12 protein-coding genes are annotated in these 14,196 nt (G+C 62.7%); 10 read left to right on the forward strand and 2 right to left on the reverse strand.

Annotation, left to right across the window (positions count from 1 at the left end; translation table 11 throughout):
* Window positions 1–157: 157 nt before the first annotated feature.
* The 4 genes from PSELUDRAFT_RS13075 (at window position 158) to PSELUDRAFT_RS13090 (ending at window position 5,124) form a co-directional block, all read left to right on the forward strand.
* On the forward strand, window positions 158–1,096 hold the full coding sequence (locus PSELUDRAFT_RS13075; protein ID WP_088967254.1) for a sugar ABC transporter substrate-binding protein: 939 nt from the start codon (window positions 158–160) through the stop codon (window positions 1,094–1,096).
* 67 nt (window positions 1,097–1,163) lie between these two features.
* Entirely contained in the window at window positions 1,164–2,705 is a 1,542-nt protein-coding gene (locus PSELUDRAFT_RS13080; protein WP_088967255.1) for a sugar ABC transporter ATP-binding protein, read from the forward strand.
* A 230-nt stretch (window positions 2,706–2,935) separates the two neighbouring features.
* Complete coding sequence (locus PSELUDRAFT_RS13085) at window positions 2,936–3,961, forward strand: ABC transporter permease (RefSeq protein ID WP_088967256.1); 1,026 nt, start codon at window positions 2,936–2,938, stop codon at window positions 3,959–3,961.
* Between the two features lie 242 nt (window positions 3,962–4,203).
* Complete coding sequence (locus tag PSELUDRAFT_RS13090; protein ID WP_088967257.1) at window positions 4,204–5,124, forward strand: DMT family transporter; 921 nt, start codon at window positions 4,204–4,206, stop codon at window positions 5,122–5,124.
* Here PSELUDRAFT_RS13090 and PSELUDRAFT_RS13095 read toward each other — a convergent pair.
* On the reverse strand, window positions 5,054–5,920 hold the full coding sequence (locus tag PSELUDRAFT_RS13095; RefSeq protein ID WP_088967258.1) for a MurR/RpiR family transcriptional regulator: 867 nt from the start codon (window positions 5,918–5,920) through the stop codon (window positions 5,054–5,056). The two genes, PSELUDRAFT_RS13090 and PSELUDRAFT_RS13095, sit on opposite strands and share 71 nt — an antisense overlap.
* 222 nt (window positions 5,921–6,142) lie before the next feature.
* Between PSELUDRAFT_RS13095 and iolC the strand changes: the two genes are divergently transcribed.
* The 4 genes from iolC to PSELUDRAFT_RS13115 all read left to right on the forward strand — a co-directional run bounded on the left by iolC (window position 6,143) and on the right by PSELUDRAFT_RS13115 (window position 11,421).
* Window positions 6,143–8,086, forward strand: coding sequence for a 5-dehydro-2-deoxygluconokinase (gene iolC / locus PSELUDRAFT_RS13100; RefSeq protein WP_088968493.1), 1,944 nt, complete (start codon window positions 6,143–6,145; stop codon window positions 8,084–8,086).
* Window positions 8,087–8,130: 44 nt separating this feature from the next.
* Entirely contained in the window at window positions 8,131–9,030 is a 900-nt protein-coding gene (gene iolE, locus PSELUDRAFT_RS13105) for a myo-inosose-2 dehydratase (protein WP_088967259.1), read from the forward strand.
* Between the two features lie 10 nt (window positions 9,031–9,040).
* Entirely contained in the window at window positions 9,041–9,838 is a 798-nt protein-coding gene (gene iolB / locus PSELUDRAFT_RS13110) for a 5-deoxy-glucuronate isomerase (protein WP_088967260.1), read from the forward strand.
* Window positions 9,839–9,924: 86 nt separating this feature from the next.
* A complete protein-coding gene (locus PSELUDRAFT_RS13115) occupies window positions 9,925–11,421 on the forward strand; it encodes a CoA-acylating methylmalonate-semialdehyde dehydrogenase (protein ID WP_088967261.1) in 1,497 nt (498 codons plus the stop codon).
* A gap of 609 nt (window positions 11,422–12,030) precedes the next feature.
* Here PSELUDRAFT_RS13115 and PSELUDRAFT_RS19450 read toward each other — a convergent pair.
* Window positions 12,031–12,438, reverse strand: coding sequence for a hypothetical protein (locus PSELUDRAFT_RS19450; protein WP_157725123.1), 408 nt, complete (start codon window positions 12,436–12,438; stop codon window positions 12,031–12,033).
* A 290-nt stretch (window positions 12,439–12,728) separates the two neighbouring features.
* On the opposite strand from PSELUDRAFT_RS19450, the gene PSELUDRAFT_RS13120 reads away from it, so the two are divergent.
* Window positions 12,729–13,829 (forward strand): polyamine ABC transporter substrate-binding protein, encoded by a 1,101-nt coding sequence (locus tag PSELUDRAFT_RS13120; protein WP_088967262.1) that lies wholly within the window; start codon window positions 12,729–12,731, stop codon window positions 13,827–13,829.
* Between the two features lie 120 nt (window positions 13,830–13,949).
* Window positions 13,950–14,196, forward strand: a 247-nt coding sequence (locus PSELUDRAFT_RS13125; RefSeq protein ID WP_157725189.1) for an ATP-binding cassette domain-containing protein, incomplete at its 3' end; no start/stop codon positions are given.

The raw sequence follows: 14,196 nt of genomic DNA on the forward strand, positions 1-14,196 counted from the left end.
TGGAAATAAATTTCTGCAAAATTTTTACTGTGAAATTTTATTTGCAATTCTGCGAGTGACCTTTTATCTTACGGGTACGGATTCGCCGGGCCGCGGCAAGCAGCCCCCTCCCGCAGCGGTATTGGCGACCGAGTACACCAAAAAAGGAGAGACACCGATGAAACGCATCACCAAGCTTGCAGGTTCCCTGGTTTTCCTGTCCCTGACCGCCGCTGCCATGCCGGCCTCCGCCGCCAAGATCGGCGTCACCATGTCCGCCTTCGACGACAACTTCCTCACCGTGCTGCGCAACGGCATGAAGAACTACGCCGAAAGCAAGAAGGACGTGAACGTGCAGTTTGAAGATGCGCAGAACGACATCGGCCGCCAGCTTTCCCAGATCCAGAACTTCATCGCCCAGAAAGTGGACGCCATCGTGGTGAACGTGGTGGACACCGAGGTCACCCCGAAGATCACCAAGATGGTGGCTGCGTCCGGTATCCCGCTGGTGTACGTGAACCGCCTGCCGGCCGACCGCGTGCTGCCGGCCAAGGTGGCTTTTGTTGGCTCCAATGAAAGCGAATCCGGCACCCTGCAGATGAAAGAGGTGTGCCGCCTGATGAACGGCAAGGGCAATATCGTGGTGATGATGGGCGACCTGGCCAACCAGGCAGCCCGCCAGCGCACCAAGGACGTGGAAGACGTGATCTCCACCTCGTCCTGCAAGGGCATCAAGATCGTGGAGAAGCAGACCGCCAAGTGGTCGCGTACCGATGGCCGTGACCTGATGATGAACTGGCTGAGCGCCGGGGTGAAATTCGACGCCGTGGTATCCAACAACGACGAAATGGCCCTGGGCGCCATCCAGGCGCTGAAAGCTTCCAAGCGCCTGAACGGCACCGTGGTGGCCGGCGTGGATGCCACCCGCGATGCACTGACCGCGATGAAGGCCGGCGAGCTGAAAGTGACCGTGTTCCAGAACGCTGCCGGCCAGGGCCGCGGCGCAATCGACACCGCGCTGAAGCTGGTGCATGGCGAGAAAGTGCAGGCGATGAACTACATTCCGTTCGAACTGGTTACCCCGGGCAACCTGAAGAACTACGAAGCTCGCAACTAAGTACGTCTGACCGTTCTGCCGGCGGTGTCAGCCTGCTGCCGCCGGCAAGTAATAAGGAATACTCGCCATGCTGAGCTTAGCCCCAGAGAAGGTTGCCACTGCCCAGGCAGCCGCCACCCGGAACGCAGTGCCGTTGATCGAAGTGAAGGGTGTGCGCAAGGAGTTCCCGGGTGTGGTGGCACTGGACGATGCTTCGTTCTGTCTGCGCCGCGGCACCGTACACGCCCTGATGGGCGAGAACGGCGCCGGCAAGTCCACGCTGATGAAAATCCTCGCCGGCGTCCAGCCGCCGGACAAGGGCATCTTCCGCCTCAACGGCAACGATGTGACCCTGACGTCGCCGCTGGATGCACTGGAAAAAGGCATCGCCATGATCCATCAGGAACTGAACCTGATGCCGTACATGACGGTAGCCGAGAATATCTGGATCCGCCGCGAGCCGCTGAACCGCCTCGGCCTGGTGGATCACCGCCGCATGAACCAGATCACCGCCGAGCTGCTGCAGCGGCTGGCCATCGATATCGACCCCGCAAGCCTGATCCGCGACCTGAGCATCTCCGCCCGCCAGATGGTGGAAATCGCCAAGGCGGTGTCCTACGACTCCGACGTGCTGATCATGGACGAACCCACCTCGGCGCTGACCGAGCACGAGGTGGCCCACCTGTTCCGCATCATCAAGACGCTGCGCGAGCAGGGCAAGGGCATCATCTACATCACCCACAAGATGAACGAGCTGTCGGAAATTGCCGACGAAGTGACGGTATTCCGCGATGGCCGCTACATCGGCTGCATGCAGACCGAACGCCTGGACCGTGACGAGATCATCCGCATGATGGTTGGCCGCGAGGTCACCGAGATGTTTCCCAAGGAGCCGGCCAAGATTGGCGACGTGGTGCTGTCGGTGCAGGGCCTGACGCTGGATGGCGTGTTCCACGACGTGAGCTTCGAGCTGCACAGCGGCGAGATCCTGGGCGTGGCCGGCCTGATCGGCTCCGGCCGCAGCAATGTGGCGGAGACGCTGTTTGGCGTCACCCCGGCCAGCAGCGGCCACATCAGCATCTTCGGCCGCGAGGTGAAAGTGAGCTCGCCGCAGGTGGCGATGGAACACGGCATGGCCTTCCTCACCGAGGACCGCAAGGACACCGGCTGCTTCCTCAACCTCAGCATCCTGGAAAACATGCAGATTTCGGTGCTGAACAGCGATAACGTGTCGGCCGGCTTCGTGCGGCAGAAAGCGCTGAGCCAGCTGTGCGAGGAGATGTCCGCCACGCTGCGGGTGAAGGCGCCGGGGCTGTACGAGCGGGTGGAGAACCTGTCCGGCGGCAACCAGCAGAAGGTGCTGATCGGCCGCTGGCTGCTGACCAACCCGCGCATTCTGATCCTGGACGAGCCGACCCGCGGCATCGACGTGGGCGCCAAGGCCGAGATCCACCGCCTGATTTCCCGGCTGGCCGGGCAGGGCGTGGCGGTGATCATGATCTCGTCGGAGCTGCCGGAAGTGCTGGGCATGAGCGACCGCATCATGGTGATGCACGAAGGAAGGATGACCGGCATCCTGGATCGCAGCGAAGCGGACCAGGTGAGCATCATGCAACTGGCGGCGCACTGACCGCCGGGCAACACGGGGCACCTCGAAAAACGCCAGCTTTCGTTGCGATACAGCGTTACTCACAAAAAATTCCTCCTTACATATCAGCTATATGCTGCGTCGGAATTTTTTGTTCGCGCCTTGTCTCGCTTGGAAAGCCGGGTTTTTCGAGACGCCCCACAGAGACAAGTGCCCAAACCTGAATCTCATAACGGGACGGGGCGCCAGAGAACACACTGGAGGACGTAATCATGGCAATCAGCAACACTGGACAGATCGGCAAACCGGGCGGGGTACCGCTGGCGAAACTGCGCCTGCCGGCCGAGGCCCGCATCTTCGCGGTACTGCTTGGGGTGGCGGCAATCTTCGAAATTCTGGGCTGGTTCCTGGTGGGGCAGAGCTTCCTCGCCAACAAGGAACGCCTGCTGGTGATGATCCTGCAGGTATCGGTAATCGGCATCATCGCCGTGGGCGTAACGCAGATCATCATCATGGGAGGCATTGATCTGTCGTCCGGCTCGGTGGTGGCGCTCACTGCCATGGTGTCGGCCAGCCTGGCGCAGACTTCCGACCTGGGGCGGGCGGTGTTTCCCTCGCTCACCGACCTGCCGATGGTGGTGCCATTGCTGTCCGGCCTGGTAGTGGGGCTGGCCTGTGGCCTGCTCAACGGCTTCGTGATTGCCCGCACCGCCATCCCGCCGTTCATTGCCACCCTGGGGGTGATGGTGACCGCGCGTGGCCTGGCCAAGTGGTACACCAAGGGCGAGCCGATCAGCATGCTGTCCGACAGCTACGCCAGCATCGGCAGCGGCATCACCCCGGTGCTGATCTTCCTGGGCGTGGCGGCACTGTTCCACATCGTGATGAGCTACACCCGCTACGGCAAATACACCTACGCCATCGGCGCCAACCGCTCGGCGGCACGTGTGTCCGGCATCAACGTCAACAAGCACCTGGTGCTGGTTTACACCATGGCGGGCCTGCTGTCCGGCCTGGCTGGTGTGGTGACCTCCGCCCGCGCCGTGTCCGGCCAGGCCGGCATGGGCATGATGTACGAGCTGGATGCGATTGCCGCGGCGGTGATCGGTGGCACTTCGCTGAACGGTGGCCTCGGCAAGATCACCGGTACCGTGATCGGCGTGCTGATCCTGGGTGTGGTGACTTCCGGCTTTACCTTCCTGCGCATCGATGCCTACTACCAGGAGATCGTGAAGGGCATCATCATCGTGGTGGCCGTGGTGGCGGATCAGTACCGTCAGCGCAACCGTCGCAGCTGATCCCCGCGCGCAAAGGTTGGCCGCAAGCATGCGGCCAACCTTGTTGCTGTTTCCTGCCCGGCATTGCCGGGCTTATTTTTTGGGGCGGGGGTACCGCAGGGCAGGTGGCGGTACGCCATACCCGCGCGAAGTTGGCGCGGCGCCCCTGTGGTGTTGGTGAATACCGTGTTGACCGGCGCACCCGGCAGGGCAGCCGGGCGCGGCACAAGGCGTTGCCATCATCATTTTACCGGAGTATCCGCATGGCCCAGGCCCGCCTGCCGCTGACTGTTTCCCCCGCCGACGCCGTGTTGCTGCTGGTGACCCTGCTGGCCGCCGCCGGCTGGCTGTTTTCCAAGGCAGTGCTGCAGTTCATGCCGCCGTTGCTGTTCATGGCGCTGCGTTTCGGGCTTAGCGGCCTGTTGCTGCTGGCGCTGGCCCGCAGCCAGGGCCAGGTATTGCCGCAGCACGGGCTGCGCAGCTGCGCGCGTGGCGGCTGCCTGCTGGGTGTGGCGATGATGTTCTGGATCAGCGGCCTGCAACTGAGCAGCAATCTGGGCGTGGCCGCCTTTATCAGCAGCCTGGGCATCGTGCTGGCGCCGTTCGCCGCGCGTCTGCTGTTCGCGGTGCCGCTGTCGCGCGCCGCCTGGGGGGCGATGCTGTGTGCCGGGTTGGGCATGGCGTGCATGTCGCTGCGCGGCGACGGCACGGTACATGCCGCCGACTGGCTGCTGTTGCTGGCCGCCGCCGGCCAGGCGGCCTACCTGGCGGCAAACAGCCGTGACATGGCGCGGCTGCCGGTGCTGCTGGCGATTGCCTTGCAGCTGCTGGTGGCGGCGCTGTGGTGTCTGGCGGGGAGTGTGCTGCTGGAGTCCTGGCAGGCGGTGTCGCTGCTGCAGGGCTGGCTGCCGCTGGCGGCCAGTGTGCTGCTGGCCACCTGTCTGCGCTTTGTGCTGCAGGGCTGGGGGCAGGGGCGGATGCCGGTGGCGCGTTCGGCTTTCATCCTGCTGCTGGAGCCGGTGTGGACGGCACTGTTGGCCGCATGGTGGTTCGGCACCGGCTTTGCGCCGCAGCAGTGGCTGGGGGCGGCGCTGGTGCTGGCCGCCCTGTTGCTCAGTCGTCGTAGGCCCCGGCGTCCTTCGTCTCTTCCACCACCAGTTCCATGCGGTAGGACAGGGCAATGAACAGCGCCTGGCACAGGCTGATGGTGCTGCTCATGGAGCGGAAGGCAAAGGCGGTACCTTCCTTGACGGTAAGAATGGTGTCGGCGTTGCGCGCCAGCGGGCTCATCTTGCTGTCGGTGATCACCAGCAGCCTGGCCTTGTTCTGGCTGGCTACCCGCGCGCAGTAGCGGGTTTCGCGGCCGTAGGGCTGGAAGCTGATGGCGATCATCAGGTCGCCCTCGCGGATGCTGCGCACCTGCTCGTGGTACATGCCGCCCAGGCCGGAGATCAGGTGTACGCGCTTTTGCGTGTGCTGCAGCGCGTAGCTGATATAGGACGCGATGGGAAACATGCGGCGCACGCCCACCACATAGATGTTGTCGGCCTGGTGCAGCAGCTCCACCGCGGCGTCGATGGCCGCCGGTTCCAGCGACTGCGCCAACTCGTCCAGCCCCTGCTGGCAGGCGGCCAGGAAGTTCTGCGCCATCTCGGTGTTGGTCTGCGGGTTGTTCTGGCTGGCGATCACATTGCGGATGCGCTTCTGGTAGCTGTTGATGCTGGGCTGCGCCGGCACAAAGGCTTCGCGGAACAGCGCCTGCATGTCGGAGAAGCCGGAAAAGCCGAAGCGTTGCGCAAAGCGCACGATGGCCGACGGCTGTACGCCGCAGGCCAGGGCGATGTCGGTGATGCGTTCCAGCACCAGGGTCTGGCGGTGTTCTTCGATGTATTTGGCGATGACTTTAAGTTGCTTGCTGAGCCCCTCGTACTCCTCGGAAATACGCTGCATCAGCTTGTCGGCGGTCATTTCGTTGCTCATTGTTGTGCGCGCCTTGTGTATGGACAACTACATCTTAAAACGAAATGCGGCAGCTCGAAAAAAAAATTCCAGAAATAAATTTCCACTAGAAAATAAATACGAAAAAAAATTTGCATTCACGTTCCGTCAGCAGTAATCTAGTTTCAACACGGTAGCCGTTGCCCCCACCATCGCGTCGAACGAACGCGGCAACAGCGGACTGCAACTCATGGAATGGACATCATGCAAAACCAGACAACCTTCGCTTCCGACCGTAGCTTCGACGTGATCTGCCTGGGCCGCCTGGCGGTGGATCTGTACGCCCGCCAGCTGGGGGCGCGTCTGGAAGATGCCAGCAGCCTGGCCAAGTACCTGGGTGGCTCGTCGGGCAATATCGCCTTCGGCACCGCCCGCCTGGGCCTGAAGTCGGCCATGCTGTCGCGTGTCGGCGACGAACAGATGGGCCGCTTCCTGCTGGAAACGCTGACCCGCGAGGGCTGCGATGTCAGCCAGGTGAAGATCGACAGCGAACGCCTCACCGGCCTGGTGCTGCTGGGCATCAAGGATCGCGATACCTTCCCGCTGCTGTTCTACCGCGAGAACTGTGCCGACATGGCGCTGTGCGAGGACGATATCGATGAAGGTTTCATCGCCAGCAGCAAGAGCCTGCTGGTCACCGGCACCCACCTGTCCACCGAGAAGGTGAATGCCGCCAGCCGCAAGGCGCTGGCCTTTGCCCGCAAGCACAATGTGCGCACCGTGCTGGATATCGATTACCGCCCGGTGCTGTGGGGCCTGACCGGCCGCGGCGATGGCGAGCAGCGTTTCATCGCCAATGATGGCGTCAGCGCCCACCTGCAATCGGTGCTGCCGCTGTTCGACCTGATCGTGGGGACCGAAGAGGAATTCCAGATCGCCGGCGGCAAGCCGGCGCTGCTGGACTGCCTGCAGGTGGTGCGCCAGTTGGCGCCGCAGGCGGTGCTGGTGGTCAAGCGCGGCCCGCTGGGCTGCGCGGTGATCGACGGCGAGGTGCCGGCCGATATCGACGCTGCCTTCACCGTGAAGGGCGCGCAGGTGGAAGTAATGAACGTGCTGGGTGCCGGTGATGCCTTCCTGTCCGGCTTCCTGTCGGTATGGCTGCGCGGTGGCAATTACGCCGCTGCCTGCCGCACGGCGAATGCCTGCGGCGCGCTAACGGTATCGCGCCATGGCTGCTCGGTGGCCATGCCCACCCAGGACGAACTGGATTATTTCCTGGGCCTGCCGGTAACGCCACAACGCCCGGGCGAGGATGCCACGCTCACCCGTCTGCACCGCGTCAGCGTCAAGCGCCCGCAGTGGGACAATCTGTGCGTGTTCGCCTTCGATCACCGCAACCAGTTCTTCGAGCTGGCGCGCAAGAACGGCGTGGCGGAAAGCCGCATCACCCGCCTGAAGGAGCTGCTGGTGCAGGCGGTAGGGCAGACCGAGGAAGCCAACAAGCTGCAGGGGCGTATCGGCATCCTGGTGGATGACCGCTACGGCGAGGATGCCATGTACGCCGCCACCGGCCGTGGCTGGTGGATCGGCCGCCCAATCGAGCTGCCGGGTTCCAACCCGCTGGAGTTCGACCATGGCCGCGCCATGGCTGCGCGCCTGGAATTCTGGCCGCAGGAACACATCATCAAGTGTCTGGTGCAGTACCACCCGGACGACGAGGTGGGCAACCGCCTGGAGCAGGAAGCACAGGTGCGCGCGGTTTACGACATGGCGCGCATCAGCGGCCACGAGTTGCTGCTGGAAGTGATCCCGTCCAGGAAGCTGCCGCAGCAGGCGGATACCGTGCTGCGTGCCATGAAGCGCTTCTACAACCTGGGCATCTATCCGGAGTGGTGGAAGCTGGAATCGATGAGCGCCGAGCAATGGGCCGAAGTGGATACCCTGCTGGAAGAGCGCGACCCGTACTGCCGCGGCGTGGTGCTGCTGGGCCTGAATGCCCCGGTGAGCGAACTGCGCAAGGGCTTCGAGCAGGCGCGGGGCAGCCGCAGCTGCCGCGGCTTCATGGTTGGCCGCACGCTGTTCCAGGAACCGTCGCAGCGCTGGCTGGCCGGCGAAATCGACGATGCCGGCCTGATTGCCGCCGCCCGTCACAACTTTGAAACGCTGATCGACATCTGGCAGGCGCAGCGCCGCCAGGCTCAGCAATAAGCACGGCTGTTACCCCCAAACACAGACAAGAGACGGACAACACTATGACTGCCACATTCAAGGTACGCATCGGCATCAACCCGATTTCCTGGTGTAACGACGACCTGCCGTCGCTGGGCGGCGAAACTCCGCTGGAAACCATCCTGCGCGAGGGCAGCGAGATCGGCTACCAGGGTTTCGAGCTGGGTAACAAATTCCCGCGCGACTCGGAGGCACTGAAGGCGGTGCTGGAACCGTACGGCGTGGCCTGTGTGTCCGGCTGGTACTCCGGCTACCTGGCGGAGCGTTCCGCCGAGGAAGAAATCGCCGCGGTGGAAAGCCATCTGCGCCTGCTGGTGGAAAACGATTGCAAGGTGATGGTGTACGGCGAAGTGGGCGGCTCCATCCAGGGCAGGATCGACACTCCGCTGTTCAAGCGGCCAACCTTTACCAGCGAGGAAGCCTGGCAGCAGTACGCCGAGCGTCTGAGCAAGTTCGCCCGCCACCTGGCATCGCGCGGCATCAAGCTGGCCTACCACCACCACATGGGGGCCTTCGTGGAAACGCCGGCCGACGTGGACAAGCTGATGGCGCTGACCGGGCCGGAAGTGGGCCTGCTGTTCGATACCGGCCACATGTACTTTGCCGGCGGCGATCCGCTCACCGAACTGGACAAGCACATCAACCGCGTGGTGCACGTGCACTGCAAGGATGTGCGCGCCGAGGTGCTGCGTCTGGCACGCAACGGCAGCTGGAGCTTCCTGCAGTCGGTGCTCAACGGTGCCTTCACCGTGCCGGGTGACGGCGACATCCAGTTCGGCCCCATCATCCACCGCCTGGCGCAGCATGGTTACCAGGGCTGGCTGGTGGTGGAGGCGGAGCAGGACCCGACCATCGCGCCGAGCTACGAATACGCGCAGAAGGGCTTCAACACCCTGCAGGCGCTGGTTGCGCGCGAATCCTGAGGAGGCTCACATGAATTTGCTGGTGAAGGCGGACAAGGCAGGCAAGCCGCTGGTGGACGTGACCCCGGCATCGGCCGGCTGGACCCACGTGGGTTTCCGTGCGGTAAAGCTGGCGCCGCGGGAGCGCGAGCTGTGGCAGCAGCCGGGCCGCGAGTGCTGCGTGGTGATCCTGGCCGGCAAGGTCAGCGTGCGGGTGGGCGAGCAGCTGTGGAGCCACCTGGGCGAGCGCCAGAGCGTGTTCGACGACATGGCGCCGTACGCGGTGTACGCACCACCGGGGGCGGAGGTGGAAGTGACTGCCGAAAGCGCTGCCGAAGTGGCGTTCTGCTCAGCACCGTCGGCCGGCAACCACCCAGCGCGGCTGATCACCCCGGACAGCATGCAGCGCAGCGTGCGCGGCAAGGAAGCCAATACCCGCTACGTGACCGACATCCTGCCGCAGACCGAGCCGGCGGACGGCCTGCTGGTGGTGGAGGTGCGCACCCCGTCCGGCCATTCCTCCAGTTACCCGCCGCACAAGCACGACCGCGATGCCTTGCCGGAAGAAAGCATTCTGGAAGAAACCTACTACCACCGGCTGAACCCGGCGCAGGGCTTTGCCTTCCAGCGCGTGTACACCGACGACCGCCGCATCGACCAGGCCATGGCGGTGGAAGACCACGACGTGGTGATGGTGCCGGAAGGCTACCACCCGGTGAGCGTGCCCTACGGCTATGAATCCTACTATCTCAATGTGATGGCCGGGCCGAAGCGCGAATGGTGCTTCAAGAACGACCCGGCGCACGAGTGGATCATCGCCAAGCCGTAACCCAACCCACCCGACATGACGAACAGGGCCGGCCCGCCTGCGGGCCGCCAGGGCAGCGCTTTGCCCGCCAGCAGAGGACTACGCATATGAACCGCATCATTTCCCACTACATCAACGGTCAGCACAGCGCCGGCACCGGTACGCGCAACAGCGCCGTTTACAACCCCGCCAGCGGCAAGGTACAGGCCGAGGTGGTACTGGCCGAGCAGGCCGATGTCAATGCCGTTGTCGCCGCCGCCAGGGCCGCCTTTCCGGCCTGGAGTGAAACCGCGCCGCTGCGCCGCGCCCGCATCATGTTCAAGTTCAAGATGCTGCTGGAAGCGCGCCAGGACGAACTGGCGGCGCTGATCAGCAGCGAGCACGGCAAGGTGCATTCCGATGCGCTGGGCGAAGTGACCCGTGGTCTGGAAGTGGTGGAGTTCGCCTGCGGCATTCCGCAGCTGCTGAAAGGCGAGTACACCGAACAGGTTGGCCGCGGCATCGACGCCTGGACCATGCGCCAGGCGCTGGGCGTGGTGGCCGGCATCACCCCGTTCAACTTCCCGGCCATGGTGCCGATGTGGATGTTCCCGGTGGCCATTGCCTGCGGCAACACTTTCATCCTCAAGCCGTCGGAGCGTGACCCGTCCGCCGCGCTGTTCATTGCCGAACTGCTGAGCGAAGCCGGTCTGCCGGACGGCGTGTTCAACGTGCTGCAGGGCGACAAGCTGGCGGTGGACGGCCTGCTGACCCACCCGGACGTGCAGGCGGTGAGCTTCGTCGGCTCCACGCCGATTGCGCAGTACATCTACGAAACCGGCGCCCGTCACGGCAAGCGCGTGCAGGCGCTGGGCGGTGCCAAGAACCATATGGTGGTAATGCCGGATGCCGACCTGGAGCAGACCGTTGATGCGCTGATGGGCGCGGCCTACGGTTCCGCCGGCGAGCGCTGCATGGCGATCTCGGTGGCGGTGGCGGTGGGCGACGTGGCCGACAAGCTGGTGGCCAGCCTGTCCGAGCGCCTCAAGACGCTGAAAGTGGGGCCGGGCAGCGACCCTAAGTCGGAAATGGGCCCGCTGGTGACCCGCGCCCACTTCGACAAGGTGTGCGGCTACGTGGCGCGCGGCGTGGAAGAGGGCGCCAGCCTGGTGGTGGACGGCCGCGGCCTGACCGTGCCGGGCTGCGAGGACGGCTTCTTCCTGGGGGGCTGCCTGTTCGACAACGTCACCACCGACATGACCATCTATAAGGAAGAGATTTTCGGCCCGGTGCTGGCCATCGTGCGCGTGGACAGCTTTGCCGAGGCGGTGGAGATGATCAACGCCCATGCCTTCGGCAACGGTACCGCCATCTTCACCCGCGACGGCGATGCCGCACGCGAATTCACCCATCGCATCCAGGTGGGCATGGTAGGCGTCAACGTGCCGCTGCCGGTGCCGATGGCCTTCCACAGTTTTGGCGGTTGGAAAGCCTCGCTGTTCGGCGATCATCACATGCATGGCCCGGAAGGCGTGCGTTTCTACACCCGCATGAAGGCGGTGACCACCCGCTGGCCGACCGGCATCCGCGCCGGCGCCGAGTTCGCCATGCCGACCATGAAGTAAACCCTCACGCGACTCTCCCAAGACGCTGTGTTTATGCCACCCCACGAGGGTGGCTTTTTTCTGGCATCCAATTTGCTGCGCCTGGCCAGGCGGGCAGTGGTTTGCCAGCCGCCTGCTGGCGTGGCCATTGTGACTGTTGTGTTGTTTACAACACTTTTGATTAAAATCATTGCCAGTTGCGGCGGCAGCCTGCTGCGGCGGGCGGCATGGTTGGCCGCAAGGCCGGCAGGGGAGGTCGGCAGCGACGATATGCCGTTTGCTTTTTTGTTGCTGTCATATTTGCTGGCGCAGGGTTTGCCGGGCCGCTGCTGGCCGCTGCGTGGCGGGCCGCAGTGGGCATGCTCCCGGAGCCTGCTGGGGCAAGGCCGACAGCCAGGGTGCCTGTTTGGCCCGATAACAACCGCGGGAAGGGGAGGAAACGACGTCGGCATTTCTCGCCGCTGGCCGCGATGCCGGACCACCTAGCGACTGTTTACGATTATCGACGGCTGTTGTTGAGAATATTGAGCGCCATGTCAGTGCATGACCGCTGAAACGGCCATTTAATGGTGCAGAGCAGCGAAAAAGTGTTAAACGGAAAAGACAGAAACAGGGCTTGCGTAAAATTTATTAAACAATATACTGGGTAAAGGTCGATACAGATGTGTTGGCCGAACCGTCCGGATGGCGCCGCGCAGGAGGAGACTGCGGTGTAAAAAAACAGCCACCGGTCGTCTTGGTAGTCCGACAGACGGTGCGCGTATCAGTAACGGGTACGACGAAAACAGCAACGGCAAACCTGGTGCGGCAAATCAATAAGTGCTGCAGCCAGGCGGAGAAATAGAGATGATCCGCTCCAGCGAACATCATCAGACATGCGGTGACAGACCAGGCCATTTGGCAGGTGCAGGCGTAGTAGTAAGCGCGGCAGCTGCGGCAGGCTGTTTCCCGTTCCCAGGTACTTCCGAACAGTTCATTTTCGGCAAAGATGGCGGCCGTTTCGCCGCCGTACTGCCGCAGGCAACTGCCCAACTTCAAGCCCACAGCTCAGGGCCTCCCTTATATACTCGCTAGCCCGCCGGCGGCCCCTTCCCCGCAGGGTGGGACGATCGTGTGGATAGGGTGCATACTTAAGTTCGCCGGGCATAAACGGTGGGCATAAAATGGTCTTGGGCGATACTTCGTAGTCGTACGCCTTGGTGCGTGCCTGGCGGGACCTTGACCGGTAATCCGTTTTGGCAGTTGGAATGAATATCTTTGAGTGTCCAATGCAGAATCACGTCAAACCTGCATGGGCTGTTTCTGAAAACTTGTGGATGGGAAACTGTATGAAAATCAAAAAATCAGTGAAGCTGCTGTGTTCCTTGATGCTGCTGGCGCCCAGCATGCATGCCGTGGCCGAGGACCAGATGCTGAACGTCTACAACTGGTCCGACTACATCGCGGATCAGACAATTCCTCGTTTCCAGTCTGAAACGCACGTCAAGGTGAAGTACGACGTCTACGACAGCGACGACACCCTGCAAGCCAAGATGCTGACCGGCAAGGCCGGCTACGACATCGTGGTGCCGACTTCCAACTACATGGCACGCCAGATCGAAGCCGGTATCTACCAGAAGCTCGACAAGTCCAAGCTGCCGAACCTGAAGAACCTGGATCCGGTCGTGATGGCGCAGGTTGCCGGTGCCGATCCGGGCAACAAGTTCGGTGTACCCTGGGCCTACGGTACCGATGGTCTGGGCTACAACCTGAACAAGGTTAATGCCGCTCTGGGTCCGAATGCCCCGCTGGACAGCTGGGACATCCTGTTCAAGCCGGAATACGTTTCCAAGCTGAAAGGTTGTGGCGTGTCGATGCTGGATCAGGCCGCCGACGTGTTTGCAGTAACGCTGCACTACATTGGCCGCGATCCGAACAGCAAGAACCCGGCCGACTACCAGGCTGCGTTCGAAGCGCTGAAGAAAATCCGCCCCTACATCACCCAGTTCAACTCCTCCGGCTACATCAACGACCTGGCCAACGGCGACATCTGCTTCGCCCTGGGCTGGTCCGGTGACGTGAACATCGCCAAGCACCGCGCTGCCGAAGCCGGCAAGAGCTACAAGATCCAGTACACCATTCCGAAGAGCGGTGCCCCGATCTGGTTTGACGTGATGGTGATTCCGAAGGATGCAGCGCACCCGGAAAATGCTCACAAGTGGATCAACTACATTGAAGATCCGAAAGTGAACGCCGAGATCACCAACAAGGTGTTCTACCCGACCGCCAACGCGGAAGCCAAGAAGTACGTGAAGCCGGAGATCGCCAACGATCCGGCGGTATACCCGCCGCCGGCTGTCATGAAAACGCTTTTCCTGATGAAGCCGCTGCCGGCAGACATTCTGCGTCTGGAAAACCGGCTGTGGACTCAACTCAAAACCGGTCACTAAACGACCAAATCTGCAACAATCTGTTTAAATAGCCCCGGTTTTCTGCTGCCGCCCGCCCCTGGCGGGCGGCAAGGGGCGGACTTTGCCTACTATATCTACAAGAGTGAAATAGAGAAGATCATGACTATGCCCATGAGCCATCGTGAGAAGGAAGCCATCCAGGCATCAAAGGCTGACTTCATTCAGATTATCGACGTCGTCAAGAAGTTCGGCGATGCGACTGCCGTCAATCATGTGAGCCTGAGCGTGGCCAAGAACGAGCTGTTCGCTCTGCTGGGGAGCTCGGGGTGCGGTAAATCCACCCTGCTGCGCATCCTCGCCGGCTTCGAAACCGCCACCTCCGGCCGCGTGCTGATCGATGGCGACG

It is taken from the genome of Vogesella sp. LIG4 (assembly GCF_900090205.1).
Classification (GTDB): domain Bacteria; phylum Pseudomonadota; class Gammaproteobacteria; order Burkholderiales; family Chromobacteriaceae; genus Vogesella.